16 protein-coding genes and 2 tRNA genes are annotated in these 19,172 nt (G+C 69.3%); 10 read left to right on the top strand and 8 right to left on the bottom strand.

Features of this window, described 5'->3' with window-relative positions; genetic code table 11:
* Positions 1–76 precede the first annotated feature (76 nt).
* On the bottom strand, positions 77–1,720 hold the full coding sequence (gene pgm / locus ACEYYH_RS18465; protein WP_374975756.1) for a phosphoglucomutase (alpha-D-glucose-1,6-bisphosphate-dependent): 1,644 nt from the start codon (positions 1,718–1,720) through the stop codon (positions 77–79).
* A 170-nt stretch (positions 1,721–1,890) separates the two neighbouring features.
* Here pgm and pheA point away from each other — a divergent pair, with 170 nt between their 5' ends.
* Positions 1,891–2,871, top strand: coding sequence for a prephenate dehydratase (pheA, locus tag ACEYYH_RS18460; protein ID WP_374975755.1), 981 nt, complete (start codon positions 1,891–1,893; stop codon positions 2,869–2,871).
* 15 nt (positions 2,872–2,886) lie between these two features.
* On the opposite strand, the gene ACEYYH_RS18455 is transcribed toward pheA, so the two are convergent.
* The 4 genes from ACEYYH_RS18455 to ACEYYH_RS18440 all read right to left on the bottom strand — a co-directional run bounded on the left by ACEYYH_RS18455 (position 2,887) and on the right by ACEYYH_RS18440 (position 7,637).
* The gene (locus tag ACEYYH_RS18455) at positions 2,887–3,951 is read right to left on the bottom strand and encodes an LLM class flavin-dependent oxidoreductase (protein WP_374975754.1); all 1,065 of its coding nucleotides are present in this window, start codon (positions 3,949–3,951) and stop codon (positions 2,887–2,889) included.
* Positions 3,952–4,050: 99 nt separating this feature from the next.
* On the bottom strand, positions 4,051–4,692 hold the full coding sequence (locus ACEYYH_RS18450; protein WP_374975753.1) for an NADPH-dependent F420 reductase: 642 nt from the start codon (positions 4,690–4,692) through the stop codon (positions 4,051–4,053).
* A 72-nt stretch (positions 4,693–4,764) separates the two neighbouring features.
* Complete coding sequence (locus ACEYYH_RS18445; protein ID WP_374975752.1) at positions 4,765–6,120, bottom strand: cryptochrome/photolyase family protein; 1,356 nt, start codon at positions 6,118–6,120, stop codon at positions 4,765–4,767.
* Between the two features lie 122 nt (positions 6,121–6,242).
* Positions 6,243–7,637, bottom strand: a complete 1,395-nt coding sequence (locus ACEYYH_RS18440; RefSeq protein WP_374975751.1) for a diacylglycerol/lipid kinase family protein — start codon at positions 7,635–7,637, stop codon at positions 6,243–6,245.
* A gap of 97 nt (positions 7,638–7,734) precedes the next feature.
* Here ACEYYH_RS18440 and serS point away from each other — a divergent pair, with 97 nt between their 5' ends.
* From serS to ACEYYH_RS18425, 3 genes are all read left to right on the top strand, one after another.
* Positions 7,735–9,000, top strand: a complete 1,266-nt coding sequence (serS, locus tag ACEYYH_RS18435; protein WP_374975750.1) for a serine--tRNA ligase — start codon at positions 7,735–7,737, stop codon at positions 8,998–9,000.
* Complete coding sequence (locus tag ACEYYH_RS18430) at positions 8,997–9,905, top strand: HAD family hydrolase (RefSeq protein WP_374975749.1); 909 nt, start codon at positions 8,997–8,999, stop codon at positions 9,903–9,905. The genes serS and ACEYYH_RS18430 overlap by 4 nt, the downstream gene beginning before the upstream one ends.
* A gap of 61 nt (positions 9,906–9,966) precedes the next feature.
* A tRNA-Ser gene (locus tag ACEYYH_RS18425) sits at positions 9,967–10,051 on the top strand.
* Positions 10,052–10,067: 16 nt separating this feature from the next.
* Here the strand turns inward: ACEYYH_RS18425 and ACEYYH_RS18420 are convergent.
* Positions 10,068–12,065, bottom strand: a complete 1,998-nt coding sequence (locus tag ACEYYH_RS18420) for a DUF4012 domain-containing protein (RefSeq protein ID WP_374975748.1) — start codon at positions 12,063–12,065, stop codon at positions 10,068–10,070.
* A 241-nt stretch (positions 12,066–12,306) separates the two neighbouring features.
* Between ACEYYH_RS18420 and ACEYYH_RS18415 the strand changes: the two genes are divergently transcribed.
* The 3 genes from ACEYYH_RS18415 to ACEYYH_RS18405 all read left to right on the top strand — a co-directional run bounded on the left by ACEYYH_RS18415 (position 12,307) and on the right by ACEYYH_RS18405 (position 16,357).
* A complete protein-coding gene (locus tag ACEYYH_RS18415) occupies positions 12,307–13,593 on the top strand; it encodes an LCP family protein (RefSeq protein ID WP_374975747.1) in 1,287 nt (428 codons plus the stop codon).
* On the top strand, positions 13,593–14,924 hold the full coding sequence (locus ACEYYH_RS18410) for an LCP family protein (protein ID WP_374975746.1): 1,332 nt from the start codon (positions 13,593–13,595) through the stop codon (positions 14,922–14,924). The genes ACEYYH_RS18415 and ACEYYH_RS18410 overlap by 1 nt, the downstream gene beginning before the upstream one ends.
* A 143-nt stretch (positions 14,925–15,067) precedes the next feature.
* Positions 15,068–16,357, top strand: coding sequence for a diguanylate cyclase (locus ACEYYH_RS18405; RefSeq protein ID WP_374975745.1), 1,290 nt, complete (start codon positions 15,068–15,070; stop codon positions 16,355–16,357).
* A 44-nt stretch (positions 16,358–16,401) separates the two neighbouring features.
* Here the strand turns inward: ACEYYH_RS18405 and ACEYYH_RS18400 are convergent, their stop codons facing one another.
* A complete protein-coding gene (locus tag ACEYYH_RS18400) occupies positions 16,402–17,094 on the bottom strand; it encodes a DUF2278 family protein (protein ID WP_374975744.1) in 693 nt (230 codons plus the stop codon).
* A 119-nt stretch (positions 17,095–17,213) separates the two neighbouring features.
* Here ACEYYH_RS18400 and ACEYYH_RS18395 point away from each other — a divergent pair.
* A tRNA-Ser gene (locus ACEYYH_RS18395) sits at positions 17,214–17,302 on the top strand.
* Between the two features lie 146 nt (positions 17,303–17,448).
* Here ACEYYH_RS18395 and ACEYYH_RS18390 read toward each other — a convergent pair.
* On the bottom strand, positions 17,449–17,901 hold the full coding sequence (locus ACEYYH_RS18390) for a tyrosine-type recombinase/integrase (protein ID WP_374978257.1): 453 nt from the start codon (positions 17,899–17,901) through the stop codon (positions 17,449–17,451).
* A 25-nt stretch (positions 17,902–17,926) separates the two neighbouring features.
* Between ACEYYH_RS18390 and ACEYYH_RS18385 the strand changes: the two genes are divergently transcribed.
* Together ACEYYH_RS18385 and ACEYYH_RS18380 are read left to right on the top strand one after the other, a co-directional pair.
* Entirely contained in the window at positions 17,927–18,544 is a 618-nt protein-coding gene (locus ACEYYH_RS18385) for a hypothetical protein (RefSeq protein ID WP_374975743.1), read from the top strand.
* Positions 18,545–18,699: 155 nt separating this feature from the next.
* A complete protein-coding gene (locus ACEYYH_RS18380) occupies positions 18,700–18,996 on the top strand; it encodes an antibiotic biosynthesis monooxygenase family protein (protein ID WP_308866490.1) in 297 nt (98 codons plus the stop codon).
* Positions 18,997–19,172 lie beyond the last annotated feature (176 nt).

The raw sequence follows: 19,172 nt of genomic DNA, 5'->3' as shown, positions 1-19,172 counted from the left end.
GGCTCGAACGCACAGAACCTCGCCCGGATCCGCGCGCTCCCGCGCGCGGGTCCGGGCGTCGCTGTGTGAGGAAGGCTCAGGCGCCTGCGAGCGCCTGCGACACGACCTCGCGGGCCTCGGCCTGCACCTGCGCCAGGTGCTCGGGGCCGCGCAGCGACTCGGCGTAGAGCTTGTAGACGTCTTCCGTGCCCGACGGGCGCGCGGCGAACCACGCATGCTCGGTCTGCACCTTGAGGCCGCCGATCGCGGCGCCGTTGCCCGGCGCGTGCGAGAGCTTCGCAGTAATGGGCTCACCCGCGAGCTCGGTCGCGGTCACCGCCTCCGGGGCGAGCTTGCCGAGCGCCGCCTTCTGCGCGGGCGACGCCGGGGCATCCACGCGCTGGTAGGCCGAGGCGCCGAACTCGGCCTCGAGCTCGGCATAGCGCTGCGAAGGCGTCTTGCCGGTGACCGCGAGGATCTCGGCTGCCAGGAGGCACAGCAGGATGCCGTCCTTGTCGGTCGTCCACACCGAGCCGTCCTTGCGGAGGAACGATGCGCCCGCCGACTCCTCGCCGCCGAAGGCGACCGATCCGTCCAGCAGCCCGGGCACGAACCACTTGAACCCGACCGGAACCTCGAGCAGCTCGCGGCCCAGCGATTCGGCCACGCGGTCGATGATCATCGAGCTCACGAGAGTCTTGCCGATCGCAGCATCCGCCGGCCATTCCGGCCGGTGCGAATACAGATAGTCGATCGCGACGGCGAGGTAGTGATTGGGGTTCATGAGGCCGGCGTCGGGCGTGACGATGCCGTGGCGGTCGGCGTCGGCGTCGTTGCCGGTGAGGATGTCGTACTCCTCGCGGCGGCCGATGAGCCCGGCCATCGCCGACGGCGACGACGGATCCATGCGGATCTTCTCGTCCCAGTCGAGCGTCATGAACCGCCACGTAGGGTCGACGTCGGGGTTCACGACCGTGAGGTCGAGGCCGTGCACCTCGGCGATGAGCGCCCAGTATTCGACGGACGCGCCGCCCAGCGGGTCGGCGCCGATGCGCACGCCGGCGCTGCGGATCGCCTCGACATCGATGATGTTCGCGAGATCGCGCACGTAGGCGTCGCGGAAGTCGTACTGGCCGAGCGTGTCGGAATCGAGGTCCTTGAACGGCGTCCGGGCGACGCCCTCGAGGCCGGCGGCGATGAGCTCGTTCGCCCGGTTCGCGATCCAGCCGGTCGCGTCGGTGTCGGCCGGGCCGCCGTTCGGCGGGTTGTACTTGAAGCCGCCGTCGCGCGGCGGGTTGTGGCTCGGCGTCACGACGATGCCGTCGGCGCGGGTGGGGTCCGCGGCATCCTTCCCGCGGTTGTAGGTCAGGATCGCGTGGCTGAGCGCGGGGGTCGGCACCCACGAGTCCCGCGCGTCGACCCGCACGTCGACGCCGTTGGCGACCAGCACCTCGATGGCGCTGCGCTCGGCCGGCAGCGACAGACCGTGTGTGTCGCGCCCGAGGAAGAGCGGGCCCTCGATGCCCTGAGAGCGCCGGTAATCGACGATCGCCTGCGTCGTGGCGAGGATGTGGTTCTCGTTGAAGCTGGCCGACAGCGACGAGCCGCGGTGACCGCTCGTCCCGAACGCGACGCGCTGCTCGGGAACCGAGGGGTCTGGCGTGACGTCGTAATAGGCGGCGATCAGTTCATCGATGTCGATGAGGTCGGATGCTTCGGCCGGTTGTCCTGCGCGAGTCATGCGTCCCAGTCTGCCTGTCCTCGGCCTGCCGTGCACGATCCGTGACGGTCGGGCGGCGCACAACTCAGGCAGAACGGCGGCCGGGGACGCCGCAGACGGCCGGACTGGCGGGATCTGCCTGAGCTGTGGTCCCGCGAGATCACGGGAGGGCCCGGGCTAGGCTGGCACGCGTGACTTCCGAGGCCGCCTCCGCGCAGGCTCCCGTTCCCGTCCGCCGCACGTACAGCTACCTGGGGCCCGCGGGCACGTTCACCGAGGCGGCGCTGGCCCAGGTGCCCGAGGCTCGGGGCCAGGAATGGCGGCCGGTGCGCAATGTCGGCGAGGCGCTCGCCGACGTCGTGGAAGGCCGCTCCGATGCCGCGATGATCGCGATCGAGAACTCCGTCGACGGCGGCGTGTCGACCGCGCAGGACGCCCTCGCCACCGTGCCGGGCCTCCGTATCGTCGGCGAGTACCTGGTGCCCGTCGAGTTCGTCCTCGTCGGACGCCCCGGCGCGCGGCTCCAGGACGTCTCGCTCATCGCCGCCCACCCCGTCGCCTACGCCCAGTGCCTGCAGTGGCTCTCCGGCACGCTGCCCGCACACGCGCACGTCCCCGCCGCGAGCAACGTCGCGAGCGCGATGGGGCTCCTCGACGGATCGAGCGACGCGGACGCCGCGATCGCCCCGCCCGGAATCCTCGAGCACCACGAGCTCGAGCTGCTCGCCTCGAACATCGGCGACAACCCCAACGCCGTCACCCGGTTCGTGCTGGTCAGCCGCACCGTCGTGCCGCCGCCGCCGACCGGCGCCGACAAGACCTCGCTCATCGTCGAGCTTCCCGACGACCACCCGGGCGCCCTGCTCGAGATGCTGGAGCAGTTCGCCACCCGCGGCATCAACCTCTCGCTGCTGGCCTCGCGCCCGATCGGCGACGAGCTCGGCCGCTACCGGTTCGTCGTCGACGCCGACGGGCACCTCGAGGACGAGCGCATGGCCGACGCCCTCATGGGCCTGCGCCGCTTCAGCCCCCGGGTCACGTTCCTCGGGTCGTACCCGCGCGCCGACCGAGCGGTCGTGCGCTACCCCGAGCGCTACGCGGACGACGTGTTCGTCGAGGCACGGGATTGGCTGCGGGGGCTCATCTCCGGGGAACCCGAGCCTCTGGACTGACGAGCCCCGCCGGGCTCACAGTCCGAGCTCGGCGGCGAGCAGCTCGAGGGTCTGCAGGCGGCCCGGCGCGGCATCCATCGGCTCATTCTCGTACGATCCCGCGATCGGCGAGATCATGACCTCGTCGACGCCGTGCTTCATGGCGAAGGAGCGGAGATCGGATGCTACGGCCGACGCCGTGCCGACGAACCACTTCGCTCGGGCCGAGGTCATGAACGTGTCGCCCAGGCCGGCGAAGTCGGCCGCGTTCGAGAGGGAGTGCTCCACCGTCTCGAGTGCGACCAGCGGCTTGTTGGTGCGCAGCCGCGCCGTCATGCGCAGGTTCGGCAGGGCGCGTTCCTCGGCCTCGTCCTGGGTCGGCGCGACCAGCACGTTCGCGGTGAGGAAGGTGCGCGGGAGGGAAAGGGTCTCGGAGGGTGTGAACGCCGAACGGTAGAGCTCGAGCGCGCGCTCGAGGCCCTCGCCCGAGAAGTGGTTCGCGAACACGTACGGCAGGCCCAGTGACGCGGCGAGCTGCGCCGAATAGTCGCTCGAGCCGAGCAGCCACACCTCCGGTGTCGTCGTCGCGGCGGGCGTCGCGTGCACGTCGTAGGTGCCGCCGGACGTGAAGCGCAGCGAGGCGCCGTCGGGGGCGACGAGCGAGAGGATGTCGCGCACGTGGTCGGGGAACCGCTCGACGTCGCTCGTGGTGCCGCTCTGGCGCAGGAGCTGCGTGATCACCGGATCCGAACCCGGCGCCCGCCCGAGCCCGAGATCGATGCGACCCGGTGCGAGAGCCTCGAGGGCCGCGAACTGCTCGGCGACCACGAGTGGGGAGTGGTTCGGCAGCATGACGCCGCCCGACCCGAGCCGGATGCGCGATGTGCGCGCTGCGGCAGCCGCCGCGAGCACCGGCGGCGTCGTCGAGGCGACGGCCGGCATGTTGTGGTGCTCGGCGAACCAGTACCGGCGATAGCCGAGTCGATCCGCCGCGTCCACGAGGGAGAGGGATGCCGCGACCGCCTGCGCGCTCGTCTGCCCGGTGTGCACCGGAACGAGGTCGAGAACGGACAGGGCCGGGGCGGGGGTCGCAGTGCTCATCGCTGAAGGCAACCCACGCCCCGGCATCCGCATTCCGGATCGCCCATCCCGGTCGTTGAGCGAGCTTGCGAGTCGAAACGTGCCGAGCGCGGTCGGAACTCAGGGCAGGCGGTTCGCCTTCGCGAGGTTGTCGCGCAGCTCGGCGGCGGTCTGTGCGACCACGTACGCGGGGCGGTCGCGCTCGAGGCGCCACGACTCACTCAGCGGACCCGCGCTCACGGTGTCGAAGCCCAGCGCGTCGTAGACGCCGGTGACGAACTCGATGGCGTCGGCGTCGTCGCTCGCGGTGCCGAGGGCACGGCGGTTCGGGTCGCCGGCGGCGAGCCCGCCGGCGTTGATGTCGGACGCGTACAGGTGGTTGAAGGCCTTCACGACCTTCGAGGTGGGCAGGTGCTCCTGGAGGAGTCCCGAGGTCGTGGCCTCGCCGCGGTCGAGGGCGTCGATGTGGCCGTCGCGCTCGAAGTAGTAGTTGTTCGTGTCGAGGACGATCTTGCCGGCGAGGGGTTCGACCGGAACGTCTTTCAGCGCCTTGAGCGGCACCGTCACCACGGCGATGTCGGCCGCCGCGGCCGCGTCGACGGCGGTCGCCGCGGTGACCTTCGGCCCCAGGTCGTCGACGAGCTTCGTGAGGCTCTCGGGTCCGCGTGAGTTCGAGATCACGACGTCGTAGCCGAGTCCCGAGAAGGCGCGCGCGAGCGCGCTGCCGATGTGTCCTGCACCGATGATTCCGATCGTGGTCATGTCGAGCCGCAACCGCGGGGCGCAGCATCCCATTCCGGAATTCCGTCACGGGACGTCATCACGGCCCACGCGTCAGGAGCGCGCGGCCCGCTTTACGTGCTCGTAGGCCTCGAGCGCGGCCTTGCGGGTCTCGCCGAGATCGACGAGCGGCTCGGGGGCGTCGTCGCCGACTGCGTCGGGGGCCCAGTCGCGCACGTAGTGTCCATCGGTGTCGAACTTCTTCGCCTGCAGCTCGGGGTTGAAGATCCGGAAGTACGGCGCGGCATCCGCGCCGGAGCCGGCGACCCACTGCCAGTTGAACGGGTTGTTCGCCTCGTCGGCGTCGACGAGCGTGTCCCAGAACCACTCCTCGCCGCGGCGCCAGTCGATGAGCAGGTTCTTGACGAGGAAGGATGCCGCCACCATCCGCACGCGGTTGTGCATGTAGCCGGTCGTCCAGAGCTCGCGCATGCCCGCGTCGACGAGCGGGACGCCGGTGCGGCCCCGCTGCCACGCTTCCAGGTGCGTCGGCTTCAGCCGTGGCCACGGGAACGCGTCGAACTCCGGCCGGAGGTTCTTCGTCGCGAGCTCGGGGAAGTGGAACAGGGTGTGCCACGCGAACTCGCGCCAGCCGAGCTCCGAGAGGAATCTGCCCCCGTGCCCCGCTTCGACCGTCTCGTGCCACACCGTGAACGGGCTCACCTCGCCCCAGCGCAGGCGCGGCGACAGGAGCGAGGTCGCGCCCGCGGACGGTTCGTCCCGTGCCCGGTCGTACGCCGTGAGGTCGTCCTCGAGGAACGCGCGCAGACGCCGTCGCGCCGCGGGCTCGCCCGGCTCCCACGCCTCGCGCAGCCCGCCCGCCCAGTCGGAGCGCTGGGGGAGCAGTTCCCATTCATCGAGGGAATCGGATGCTGCGCCCCGCCGCAGGCCGTCGACCTCGCGCGGCTCGGGCATCGGCGCCCGCGGTGACGGCAGCGCCAGGCACGCGCGCCAGAACGGCGTGAACACCGAGAAATGCGACCCGGCGCCCGTCTTCACGGTCCACGGCTCGAACAGCAGCGAACCGGCGAAGGATGCGACCTCGACACCCTCGTCCCGCAGCCCCGTCTTGAGCGCGGCGTCGATCGCGCGCTCGGGCACGCCGTAGCGCCGGTTCCAGAAGACGGCGCCGGCCGCAGCATCCGTCACCAGATCGCGTACGACGCGCTCCGCCGGACCGCGCCGCAGAACGAGGGTCGCGCCGCGCTCGCGCAGTCGCTCGTCCAGCGAGGCGAGGGAGTGGTGCAGCCACCAGCGTGAGGCACCGCCGAGCGCGCGGATTCCGGGCGACTCCTCGTCGAGCACATAGAGCGCGATGATCGGCTCGCCGCGGTCGATCGCGGCACGCAGCGCGGGATTGTCGGCGAGGCGGAGGTCATCGCGGAACCACACGATCGAGGGGCCGGCCATGCACCCATCCTTGCGCGGCGGGGCTGTCCGCATCGGGCATTGACAGCCCGTTCAGATTCTGCCGCCCGCCCTCGCAGAGCTGAGAAGGAGACGGATGCCGCGGCCCGCGGCATCCGTGCAGATCAGAGACCGTCGGTGGTGTGTCCCTTGGGGATCACGACGAGGAGCGCAGAGGCCTCGACGCGGGTCTTGACCGAGAGGGCCTCGCCGAACTCGTCACCGTCGAGCTGGACGGGCCGTGCCTCGTGCGTCGCGAGCTCGATGCCGGCCCCGCGCGAGTAGACGACGGCGTTGTCCTTCGTCCGCAGCGACAGCACGCGGCGGCCGGCGCGGAAGCGGCGGAGGAAGCTGTTGTCCCACGCGACGCGACGCCAGACGAAGAGCCAGCCGAAGAGCCCCTTGGGCTGGAAGATCACGATGTCGAGCGCGCCGTCGGCGACGGACGCCTCGGGGATGAGGTCGAGGCCGGCGGGCAGCCTGCCGCAGTTCGCGAACAGCACGCTCTGCACCTTCGACGAATGCAGCCGGTGGCCGGGCAGCTCGTAGACGACGCGGAACGGCTTCGCGCTCGGCAGCGACCGGGCCGCCCCATCCACATAGGCGACCCAGCCCACGGTCTTCTTCAGCTGCGGGTTCGTGTTCGCGATCATCGCCGCGTCGACGCCGATGCCGCCCATCACGACGAAGGCGTGCTCGGCGGTGGTTCCGTCTGGGCGGGCAAGCTCCGTCCAGCCGACGTCCATCGACAGCTGGTCGCCGTCGAACACGGCGCGGATCATCGCCTCGGGCTCGGTGAGCGGCAGCTTGAGGTTGCGGGCGAGCAGGTTGCCGGTGCCGCTGGGCACGATGGAAAGGGGCACGCCCGAGCCGCTCATCGCCTCCGACACCGCGCGCACCGTGCCGTCGCCGCCCGCGACGAGCACCGCGTCGACGCCCTCGTCGAGCGCCTGCCGGGTGACATCGTCGCCGAGGTCGTCGACCGTCGTCTCGTAGAACAGGGGCTCCGACCAGCCGGCCTCGGAAGCGAGGCGGGTGACGGTGTGGCGCAGCGTGTCCGCGTCGACCTTGATGGGGTTGTAGACCAGCGCCGCTTTGGGTGCGGGCCGGCCGCTGCTCTCCATCGGGCGCGTCTCGCCCTCGGGACCTACACGACGCGCCTCACCGCTTTCGTCGTCGGTGGTGTCCGATCCGACGTCCTCCGGCTCGTGGAGGACGTCGTCCGGCGCGGCCGCCGCTCCCGGCTCGGTTTCGCCCGCGCCGTCGTCCGCAGCGTCAACGGCGCCTGCGTCGTCGCCGGTGGGGGCGGGCGCCGGAGAGTCGGCGGAGGCCGGGGCCGCAGCATCCGTCCCCTCCTCAGCGACATCGACGAGGTCGAGCTCCGACGTGGACGGCCCGTCGGCGTAGATCGCATCGGCCGGATGAGGGTTGAGATCGACGGGGATCTCCCCGGTCGGAACGTCGTCGACGGGAGCGTCGTCGCTGGGAAGACCGTTGCCCGATCCGGATGCCGCCGCCATGAGGTACAGATTAGGACCCGAATCGCCGGGCGGGGGCATCGGACGTGGGGCTTGACAGTCCGGGTGCCGGTTCGCGGTCGCCGACTAAGCTTGCAGGGTGATCGATCCCGTGCTGCTTCGCGACAATCCCGAGCTGGTCAAGCGCTCGCAGGAAGCGCGGGGCGAGTCACCCGACACCGTCGACGCCGCCGTCGAAGCCGATCGCGCGCGACGCGCCGCCATCACGGCCTTCGAAGAGCTCCGCGCGGCGCAGAACGCGCACGGCAAGAAGGTCGCGCAGGCGCCGAAAGAGGAGAAGGCGGCACTCGTCGCCGAGGCCAAGGAGCTCAGCGAGCGGGTGAAGCAGGCCCAGCACGCTGTCGCTGCGGCGGAGGAGGCATCCGCCGAGGCCTTCGGCGTCCTCGAGAACATCGTGATCGACGGCGTGCCCGCGGGCGGCGAAGACGACTTCATCACGCTGCGCACGCACGGCGAGATCCCCGCATTCGGCTTCGAGCCGCGGGATCACCTCGAACTCGGCGAGAAGCTCGGCGCGATCGACATGGAGCGCGGCACCAAGGTGTCGGGAAGCCGCTTCTACTTCCTCACGGGCATCGGCGCGCGGCTCGAGATCGCCCTCATGAACCTCGCGCTCGACCGCGCGCTGCAGGCCGGCTTCACGCCGATCATCCCGCCGACGCTGGTGCGTCCCGAGGTGATGCGCGGCACCGGGTTCCTCGGCAAGCACGCCGCCGAGGTCTATCACCTCGAAGACGACGACCTCTACCTCGTCGGCACCAGCGAGGTGCCCCTCGCCGGGTACCACATGGACGAGATCCTCGACCTGACCCGCGGCGCCAAGCGCTACGCCGGCTGGTCGACCTGCTACCGCAGCGAGGCCGGCTCGTACGGCAAGGACACCCGCGGCATCATCCGCGTGCACCAGTTCAACAAGCTCGAGATGTTCGTCTACACGACGCCCGAGGAGGCGGAGGCCGAGCACCTGCGCCTCGTCGCGATGCAGGAGGGGATGCTGCAGGACCTCGGCCTCTCGTACCGCGTGATCGACGTCGCCGCCGGCGACCTCGGCTCGAGCGCTGCTCGCAAGTACGACGTCGAAGCCTGGGTACCGACGCAGAACGCGTACCGCGAGCTCACCTCCACCTCGAACTGCACCACATACCAGGCGCGCCGGCTCGACATCCGCTACCGACCCGAAGGCGGCAAGACGCAGCCGGTCGCGACCCTCAACGGCACGCTCGCGACCACCCGCTGGATCGTCGCGCTGCTCGAGACCCACCAGCGTGAGGACGGATCCGTCACGGTCCCCGAGGTGCTGCGGCCCTTCCTCGGCGGGCTCGAGGTGATGGAGCCGATCGCGTGAGCGAAGCGCACCTGCCCAAGACCGGCTCCATCAAGGTCGTCGCGCCGAAGAAGGCCGCGAAGCTCGTCGAGCAGGTGGCGCGCGACACCGAGAACCCCGCAGTCGCGACCGAGCAGCTGCTCATCGCGCTCGACATCGACGGCACCGTCCTCCTCGAGGACGAGTCGCTGAGTCCCGGCGTCGTCGACGCCGTGGAGCACGCGCACCGTGCCGGCCACGAGGTGATGGTCGCGACCGGACGCAGCTGGGAGGGCACCCGCGGCATCGTGCGGGTGCTCGGCATCGCCCCCGAGTTCGTCGTCTGCTCCAACGGCGCCGTGGTGCTGAAGCGCGTCGAAGCCGACGAGCTGCGCTACGACCGCTGGCACGTCGAGACGTTCGACCCGCGCGAAGTGCTCGAGCAGCTGCGCGTGCACCTTCCCGACGCCCGGTACCTCGTGGAGCTCGCCGACGGGCGACGCCTCTACACCGAGTACCTCGAGGACTGGAACCTCACGCAGGCTCGGCGCGTGCCGTTCGAGGAGCTCGGCGCCCAGCCGGTGTGCCGCGTGGTCGTCGTCTCACCCGACAAGGGCGAGCAGGATTTCGTCGACCTCGTGAAGCGCATCGGCCTCAATCACGTGTCGTACGCGGTGGGCTGGACGGCGTGGCTCGACATCGCCCCGAAGGGCGTCGACAAGAGCACGGGCCTCGAGCTCGTGCGCACCGAGCTCGGCATCGACCCCGCGCACGTGCTGGTGATGGGCGACGGCCGCAATGACGTCGGCATGTTCCGCTGGGCGCTCGACAACGGCGGCCGCGCCGTCGCGATGGCGCAGGGCCCGCAGGAAGTGCGAGACGCGGCGGGCGAGATCACCGAGTCGGTGCACGAGGGCGGAGTGGCCGCGGTGCTCCGCCGCCTCTGACGCCGTCGGCTAGACTCGACGACTGTTCGACGGATGCCTCCCCCCGGGGCGGCATCGGTCGGGAGGGTTGTCCGAGCGGCCGATGGACCTGGTCTTGAAAACCAGTGGGCAGCAATGTCCCGTGGGTTCGAATCCCACACCCTCCGCAGTGTGCTGTCCGATTCAGCCGATCTTCGACAGGCGGATGTTGCGGGAGCCTTCCGGGCTGGCGAAGAGAGCGCCGCAGTCGGCGTCGACGGTGACGTCGGTGTGGTTGGGGCCGGGCGAGTGGCGCAACTCCAGCGGGCCGAGATCGCCGTCAGGCAGCCGGACCTCGTACGAGATCGTCCGCTCCTCGCCCATTTCGAGCAGGAGCGTCCGGCTGAGCGCGGTGTTGTCGTGGTCGACACCTGAGCGGTCGCGGAACCGGTTGCCCTGCCAGTTCGCCGAATCCTGCCAGTCGCCCCGTTTGGGGTCGGTCCAGAGGATCTCCGCACCCGGAGGGGCGAAGAACAGCACATCCAGCATCATGGTCCTCGGGTCGATCCCGCGGAACCGGTTGCGCAGCCCCAGGGTGTACTCGCTCTTGATGTCCTCGGTCATGCGGCTGTGCAGATCCATCGTGACCGTGATCGTGCGCTCTGCCACGTTGCAGCTCGCATGCTGCGAGTAGTCCAGCCAGTAGTTCAGCTTGCCGACGGTGTAGTCGTTGAAGTAGATGCCGAGCTGGGTCGCCTCGGTGTTGTCCTCCCGCAGGATTCCATCCAGGCCGTACTCATGTGCGAGTGCCTGCAGGCCGTCGTCCTCGAACCAGGCGAAGACGCGCCCCTCTTCGGCGCTGCGCACGAGCTGATCCCACATGGCGCCGATCTCCCAGTCGCCGCCGGTGAGGGCGTCGAACATGACCGTCGTCACCTCGCTGAAGTACGCGTCCATCGCGGCGTTGTCCGTGCCGAACCGCTCGTACGGCTCGCTCATCAGCAGAGAGGCGGTGTTCTCGGCGTTCACGACCTCGCCGGAGGCGAGGGTCAGGGGTCCCGTCGCCTCGAGCATGTGGGCCAGCACGATCGGATCGATGGAGATCACCCCGTCGAACTGCTCCTTCCCGGTCAACTTGCGCGTCGCCTGGAACAGCTCCACGGCGCGAGGGAAGTGCGGCGTCATCGTGAAGTTCGACGACCAGTTCGTCAACTCGAAGGGATACAGCGAACGGGTCTCGGTCGGCAGCTTGAGGAGCGACCCGCTCACCGTGTCGAACCCCAGCTCCGGCAGCTCGATGTACATCAGATCCACGCCGTTCTCCTGGCCGAGAAGCTCCACCTGGCCGTTCTCGACCTTCAGGACCAGCCAGTGGGCGGGGCCGCCGCCGGTCGCGCGGATCTCCGCCGGCGTCTGGATCACCAGCTGGTACACCATGGGCTCGTCCGCGCCCGCCGCGTGCAGGATGGCCGGGAGATGCTCCTGGACGATGTTCAGGGTGGGGATGGCCAGGGCGATCAACTCCGTCATCCCGTCGAGCGGCTCGTACACGGCAGGGAGGACGCCGGTGCGGTCCAGGTTCGCCGCGATCGCCGACGCCTCCTCGAGAGAGGAGATGACCGTCGGCAGGACGCTCCCCGCCCCGAGGAACGGCCGCAGGTCGATCCCGAGACTGTCCCCGGTGCGCTCCTCCGCGCCGGCGGCGGCCATCATGTCGACGAGGGGCGGGAGGGACTGCGAGGTGATCGTGTTGACCGCGTCTGTCACGGTGCGCACCGCGAGCACGTTGTTCCCGACCTGAGGAAGCTCGGCGGCGAGATCCCACAGGATGCCGTTCGACGTGGCGTGCGCCCTCGTCGTCCGGTTGAGGACGTCCTCGCTGGCCTGCTCGAGCTGAGCGACATCCATGGACACCGCAGCGGCGGCGAGGACTTTCAGCTGCTCCTTCGCCGTCTCCATGTCATCGCGCACCTGCAGCACCTGCTGGGCGAACGTCCCGACGGCGAAGAGCGCGACGAGAAGGACCGCGGCGATCGGACCGCCCACCAGGCAGAACACGAGATACCTGCGTCGGCGGCGCAGCTGTGCCTGCGTCTCCCGGGCGGCGTGGCGGGCAAGCGGTTGCCGCGGCGCAGGGCGACGGCGCGCAGCGGAACTCTTCGTGGCGGGGCGCGGTGCCGGCGAGGGCGCGGGGGCGGTCACGCCCGGGATGCTACCGGGTGAGTGTGGCGGGAATCTTTCCGGCCGGGGTCGATCGTCGGGACGGAGCGCGCCCTCAGCCCACCCTCAGCGGGGTGTGAAAGGATACCCCGATACTTCGGCATCGGTCTGATGTGTCCAGGGCGAATCACAGAACGACTGTGGAATTCTTGTCTGCGGTGGAGTCTCCCGTGTACACACAGCGCGTCTTCGGCGGTGTCCCAGACCCCTTGAAAGGAACCGAGTGAGCTCGACGCACAAGCCCACGAGGCGCGGCCGCCGTACGGTGGCCCGTCACGGAGAGCTGTCGTCTCCGAGCCCGTTCGGCTTCATCCTGAAGCTCGTCGGCATCGTCGCCGCCGTCGTGCTGGTGTCGGGTGCCGGTGTCGCCGCCTATGCCGCGACGGACTTCACGACCAGCTTCACCGAGGACGCCGTCGAGCTCGAGGGCCAGGGCTCGGTCCCGCCTGACATCGGCGCGATCGAGGGCGGTGTCGACGTGCTCCTGGTCGGGACGGACGAGTGCGAGGAGCAGTACGCCTATCTCTTCGGCGACCGCTGCACCGGCGCGGACGCCGGCGGGCAGCTCAACGACGTCAACATGCTCGTCCACATCTCCGACAACCCGCGCCGCGTGACCGTGGTGTCGTTCCCGCGTGACCTCATGGTGCCGATCCCGTCGTGCACGCGCGAGGACGGCTCGACGACGTCGGCGACGAGCAAGTCGCAGATCAACGAAGCGTGGGGCTACGGCGGACTCTCCTGCGTCGCGAAGACGATCAAGGAGCTCAGCGGCCAGAACATCCCGTTCGCCGCGAAGGTGAGCTTCGGCAACGTCATCAACATCACCGATGCGATCGGCGGCGTCGACGTCTGCATCGGCAACGGCGGCATCAAAGACAAGTACACCGCCATCAACTGGCCGGCTGGGCCTCGCACGATCCAGGGCGTCGAGGCGCTGCAGTTCCTGCGCACCCGCCACGGCCTGCAGAACGGCAGCGACCTGGCCCGCATCAGCAACCAGCAGCAGTACATGTCGAGCCTCGCGCGCAAGCTGGTGAGCGACGAGGTGCTGTCGAACCCGGCGACGCTGTACAAGCTCGCGGCGACGGCCGTCGACAACATCACGCCGAGCAAGTCGCTGACCAACCCGATGACGCTCGTGCAGATCGCGCTCGCGGTCAAGAACGTGCCGTTCGAAGACATCGTGTTCGTGCAGTACCCGGTGCTGACCGACCCCGCCGACGTCAACCGCGTGGTGCCCGACTACGACTCGGCCGAGAAGCTGTGGGCGGCGCTCGCGGCCAACGAGCCGATCGAGGTCACGCACGACCAGGACCTCACCGGAGGAGTGATCGTGGCCGACCCGCAGCCTACCGAGGCGCCCGCCGACCCCGCACCCACGGCGACCGCCGACCCGTCGGCGACGCCCGCGCCCAGCGAGACCGCGGTCGCACTGCCCGACAACATCCCGGGCCAGAACGCTGCTCAGCAGACCTGCTCCGCAGGCAACGTCAGGTCCAACGGCTGATGGCATCGACGAAGCGGCCCTCGAGAGAGGGCCAGACGCCCCTCGCGCGCCACGGAGTGCTGAAGTCGCGGCATCCGTTCATGACCCTCTTCGCGATGTTCGGAGTCGCGCTCGCCGTCTTCGGCGTGAGTGCGGCCGGCATCGCCGCCTACAACCTGTTCGACGCGACGCAGACGATCACCGCGAACGCCGTCGTGCTCGACGAGGAGAAGCCGCTGCCGCCGTCGCTCGGCGCGATCGAGGGCGGCGTGAACATCCTCATGGTCGGCACCGACTCGTGCGAGGGCGCGAACGCCGCGCTCTCGGGGGCGTGCCAGGCCAAGGCGACCGAGGGCGAGCGCAACGACGTCACGATGCTCGTGCACATCTCGGACGAGCCGCGCCGCGTGACCGTAGTCTCGTTCCCGCGCGACATGCTCGTGCCGATCCCGTCGTGCCCGAAGGAGGACGGCAGCGGGAACTACTCGGCGATGTCGTCGCAGATGCTCAACGCGTCGTACCAGTACGGCGGTCTCGCGTGCACGGTGCTCACGATCGAATCCCTCATCGAGGATGAGATCGACTTCGCGGCGGCGATCCGCTGGACCGGTGTGATCAACATGTCCGACGCCATCGGCGGCGTCGACGTGTGTGTCGCCGGCGACATCAGCGACTCGCACACCGGACTCGAACTGACCGCCGGGACCCACACCCTGCAGGGCGTGCAGGCGCTGCAGTTCCTGCGCATCCGTCATGGCATCGGCGACGGCTCCGACCTCGGCCGCATCTCGAACCAGCAGCAGTTCATGTCGTCCATGGTGCGCAAGCTCCAGTCCGATTCGGTGCTCGCGAACCCGGCAACACTGCTCAACCTCGCCACCACCGCGATCAGTCAGGTGCAGCAGGAGCAGCTCGTGCTCAGCTCCGGCCTCACGAACCCCACCCTCATGGTGCAGATCGCGATGGCGGTCAAGGACGTGCCGTACGAGGACATCGTCTTCGTGCAGTACCCGACGCGCTACGCCTTGGGCGACGGCGCCAGCCGGGTGATGCCGGTGAAGGATGCTGCGAAGGTGCTGTTCGATGCGCTCAAGGCCAACCAGCCGCTGACGCTGACCGGTGACGCGAGCCAGGGCTATGGCGTCGAGGTGACTGGCGAGGCCGTCAAGCCCGAGGTGGCTCCGACTCCGGGGGCGACCGAGGCCGCCGCTGAGACGCCCGCCGCTGAGACGCCAGCCGCGGAGGCGCCGGTCACCGAGACACCGGCGGCGGAGACGCGTGTCGAGCTGCCGTCCGACATCGCCGGGCAGACCGCGGCGCAGACCACCTGCACCGTGCCCGAGGGCCGGTAAGTCCGCAAAGTCTGGCTGGTCGCGGAGCCGTGGTTGCGCAGCATCCGTCCGATGTTCGCATTGCGTGCCAAGAGCGGCGCGGTACGAGCCTCGTGGGTTAGATTTCTCACGCGCGCTGCGCGCCCGACGCGGGGGAGGAACCGATGATCGGACCGGACATCGACGCGCTCCCGGTCGGCGTGCTGATCGTCGACGGCCGTGACCGGATCGTGGCGTCGAACACGTGGTTCCGTGCGTGGATCGGCGTCGAACCGGTCGGCCGCGCTCTGGACGAGCTGCTCGTGGTCGTCCCCGACTTCCTCGACGGGACGACGTCCACCCTTATGGCCAGCGTCGCAGATTCGGATCGCGTCGTCATGGTCGTGCGGCAGCAGAGCGGGAGCGGTGCGGTGATGACCACCCTCGAGGCCTCGGACCGTTACGCGTCGGGGAAGCGGCTGCGGCGCATGCACAGTCTTGCCGATCGCACGCAGAGCCGCCTTCAGCTGATCATGGACGCGTCGATCGCCTTCGGAACAGCGAACGACGAGGAGCGCCTCAGCGAAATCCTCGCCGGCACCGCCGCTCGCGCGTATCAGGCGGAGGAGTCCGTCGTGACGCTCTACGGCGATGACGGCGTCCTGCATCGTACGGCGGGCACGAACCCGCTGCAGGACACGATCGCCGAGTCCGTGGTCACGGCGGCACCGCTCGAGTCGCGTCAGGTCGTGAAGGTCAGCGGACAGGCCGAGGCCGACCAGCTCTCGCCGGTGCTGAGCGCGGCGATGCGGGAGTCCGGGGTCTCAGCGTTCATCGCCGCACCGCTGCGCCTCGACGACCGTGACGCCGGGATGTTCGCCTGCTTCTTCCGGCACCCGCGCGCGTTCGACGACGAGGCGACTCCCCTCGCAGAGGCCCTCGCCGGGCAGGCCGCCCAGAAGCTCGCGACCCTCCGGCTGCAGCGTCGGCTGCAGCACGCGGCGATGCACGACGAGACGACCGACCTCCCGAATCGGCGAGCGCTCGAAGAGCTCGCCGCATTGAACGACCTCGCGCACACGACCGTGATCTTCATCGACCTCGACGGGTTCAAGTCGGTCAACGATCACCTCGGGCACGAGCGAGGCGACGAGGTGCTGCGGGAAGTCGCGCGGCGGCTGCAGGCGAGCGTCCGCGAGAACGACGTCGTGGCCCGCTACGGCGGCGACGAGTTCGTCGTGGTCTGCGACGCCGACGAGGCGCACGCGATCGAGATCGCGGAACGACTGCGCGACGCCGTCCAGGCGGAATACCGCTTCCTGCCCTCGTCGCTGCCGATCGCCGCGAGCATCGGGATCGCGACCGCCGCCGGCCGCCCCGTTGCGCACACCGTCGATCGCCTTATCCGGCTCGCGGACCAGGCCATGTACGTCGCGAAGAGCCGGGGCGGCAACCGTGTGGCAGGCGCCGTCTGAACGACGCGGTCCCGTCGTCGTGATCGGTGCGGTGAGATCCGGGTTCAGACCGGGTGGCCCTGGCTGTCGGTGCGGTCGGACTGCGTCGAGAACTTCGAGATGAACACGACCCAGCTGCCGTCGGGCTGTTGGGTCGCGACGCCCCCGTCCTGCCAGATCCCGTTCTCGGCGAACCATTGCGAACCGGCGGGATCACCCTGGTTCTGATGGACGTTATGGATGCCGCGCACCGACGCCGGCGCCGCGCCCTCGGGGAACGGCTCGCCCCAGACGAGCGTGAGCGCCCCCACGCGCAGCGTCGCCTCCAGCGCCTGCGACGCCTGGAGCTGGTCGCCCGAGCGCCACGGTCTGAGGAACGGAACCCAGAAGGGCGACCGGTCGGCGGCAACAGCGTCCCGTGCGCGGAACAGCCACTGCAGGAGCCGGCGGATGCCGACGACCCGCAGTTCGCGGTGGCGGATGACGTCGATCGCGCCCGAGGTGGGGGTGGAGGCGAGCTTCGTGAAGCCCGGCGCCGGCGGAGCCGGCCAGCCGAGCTTCGCGCCCGTGGTGCGGATGGTCTTCCACTGCACTCCGGCGGCGGAGTTCTTGCTGTCGACATCGACCGCGACACGGTAGTCGCGCGCCCCGCTGCGGAGCTTGAGGTTGACGTGCCACCAGCGCCCGAACTCGTCCGGGTCGTCCCGCTCATGCGACACGAGGGATCCGCTGAGCACTCCGTACTGTGTGAACGGCATACCAGGATGAGTCGGCGGTTGTCGTGCGTGATACCCGGGCCCGGCTCCCCGGTGCAAGAAGCGGTCCCGGTCTCGGTTATGATTGCTGGGTGCATCCGCGCCCTCGCGGCCGGATGCCTGGAGACGTCGCATAGTCAGGCCTAGTGCACCACCCTGCTAAGGTGGAGTCCTCGCAAGGGGACCGAGGGTTCAAATCCCTCCGTCTCCGCACTACCTCTCCGCTCGAAACCGTTGATTTTCCGCGGTTTTCTTGGGTGCTCGAAACTCTTCAACAGGGGCCGTGCCCACATTCTGCCCACATCCGTTCCGTAGCGGGGGTTCCGCGACGATGCCTTGGCAGGCGGTACAGGCTGGTCAGTCGCTTGATGTGGGGGGCGTCGTCTGGTCTGGGCGGGTGCCTCTGCGCGCATCGAGTTGCGCTGCCCGCGCCTGATCCAAAGCGGTCGACACGGCATCGAGGTCGTCGTCGAAGAGATCGGCGTATACGTCCAGGGTCATCGCGGCCGAGGCATGACCCAGCATCCGCTGAATCGCTTTCACGTTCCCGCCGGCCTGCACGGCGAGGGACGCCGCGGTATGGCGTAGGTCGTGGATGTGGAGTTGCGGCATGCCGATCGATTCTGCAGCGGTCTTGAACCACGACTTCGACGCCGCGGTGCGCACGCGCCTCATGTAGGTCCCGGCTTTACTCGGAAACACCAGATCGTCAGGGCCGAGTCGTGCAACGCGCCCCGCCAGCTCATCACGCAGGAAGCGGGGCATCGGCACGCTTCGTATCTTGTGAGACTTCGGCGTGCCGACGTAGATCTCGCCATTGACCTCGACGGCATTCGTGACGACCCAGATCCGGGAACGCGCGAAGTCGATCCAGGTGAACCTGGCTGATCACGCGCTCGCCGAATCGGCACCGCGGTTGCATGAGGGTGCCGACGGCGGTCACACCTGGCGTGGAATCTACCCGACCCACGACGCAGCCGAGGTCCTGGTCGAGGGATCACGCGACGGTGCTGACTGGACCGTACTGTTCGACGGTTCGGGCACGGGCGAAGACCGTCCGCATGCGCTCATCGTTCTGGACGAGCCTCACCCGCTGCGCTTCATCCGGGTCACCGCGCGTGCGCTTCCCTTCGGCGGCGCCTTCGCGGTGAGCGGACTCCGCCTCTTCGGACACGGAGAAGGCAGTGCCCCGCCCCCGGTGGCGGCTGACGCGGTGCGTCTGGACGCACTGACCGCACGTCTCACCTGGAACGCCGCTGCCGGCGCCCACGGGTACAACATCCGCTATGGCGCGAGCCCGGACAAGCTCTACCGCAGTTGGCTGGTGTACGACAGGACGCACCTCGACGTGCCGTCCCTCAACGCCGACCAGGAGACGTGGTTCGCAGTCGACTCCTTCAACCAGAACGGGGTGACGCTCGGACAACCGGCGTTATTACGCGGCGGGGTCTAGGCAGACAGTCACGTGTTTGAAGAATCGCCGACTCCTCGGTCGGCGAAAGATGCGAAGATGCCCGCGGATCGTGTCGCGCATGGCTGGAATTCAGCCATGCTCCACGTCGTGAAGCGTTACTTGACACTCGATAGAAGTACGACTACACATGAATCATGACTGTGCTGTCTGTGTTCGTAGTCCGACTCGATCCCGACCTCCTCGGCGAGGCTCCTGCGCTCATCCGCAAGACACTTGAGGGCACTCGGGCTCAGCCGGGATGCCTTGGCGTCGAGGTCTCGGTTGACGTCGACGACCCGACGCGATTCGTGCTCGTGGAGCGGTGGGCAACAATCGCCGACGATGAGGCTTACCGGTCATGGCGCTCAACGCCGGCGGGGGTTCCGCCGCTGGCGTCGTTGGTCGTGTCGGCCCCCACTCTCACTCGTGCGGAGGTGCTCGATCACCTCTAGCCCAAAGGCCAGGCCGCGTCGCTGGCACGCGCCGAACATCAGCCGGATGTCTCGACCCCTGAGACACTCGGATCAGCTTGTGGCTCGTTGAGCCGGCACTCTTGTCACAGAGGGACGCTAGGAAAGTTGCGAAACAAAGTAGGCAAGCAAGGAAAGGCCACGGCTGGCGTCGCCGA

This window comes from Microbacterium trichothecenolyticum (assembly GCF_041938625.1).
Taxonomy (GTDB): domain Bacteria; phylum Actinomycetota; class Actinomycetes; order Actinomycetales; family Microbacteriaceae; genus Microbacterium; species Microbacterium trichothecenolyticum_D.
The sequence above is the reverse complement of the archived record's forward strand: the minus strand, read 5'-3'. Positions and strand labels throughout refer to the sequence as shown.

Bases quoted from the DNA above. Each gene is read 5' to 3' on its own strand.
- pgm (WP_374975756.1), bottom strand. From the start codon at position 1,720: ATGACTCGCGCAGGACAACCGGCCGAAGCATCCGACCTCATCGACATC.
- ACEYYH_RS18455 (WP_374975754.1), bottom strand. From the start codon at position 3,951: ATGAGCACTGCGACCCCCGCCCCGGCCCTGTCCGTTCTCGACCTCGTT.
- ACEYYH_RS18450 (WP_374975753.1), bottom strand. From the start codon at position 4,692: ATGACCACGATCGGAATCATCGGTGCAGGACACATCGGCAGCGCGCTC.
- ACEYYH_RS18445 (WP_374975752.1), bottom strand. From the start codon at position 6,120: ATGGCCGGCCCCTCGATCGTGTGGTTCCGCGATGACCTCCGCCTCGCC.
- ACEYYH_RS18440 (WP_374975751.1), bottom strand. From the start codon at position 7,637: ATGGCGGCGGCATCCGGATCGGGCAACGGTCTTCCCAGCGACGACGCT.
- ACEYYH_RS18410 (WP_374975746.1), top strand. From the start codon at position 13,593: ATGGCATCGACGAAGCGGCCCTCGAGAGAGGGCCAGACGCCCCTCGCG.
- ACEYYH_RS18405 (WP_374975745.1), top strand. From the start codon at position 15,068: ATGATCGGACCGGACATCGACGCGCTCCCGGTCGGCGTGCTGATCGTC.
- ACEYYH_RS18400 (WP_374975744.1), bottom strand. From the start codon at position 17,094: ATGCCGTTCACACAGTACGGAGTGCTCAGCGGATCCCTCGTGTCGCAT.
- ACEYYH_RS18380 (WP_308866490.1), top strand. From the start codon at position 18,700: ATGACTGTGCTGTCTGTGTTCGTAGTCCGACTCGATCCCGACCTCCTC.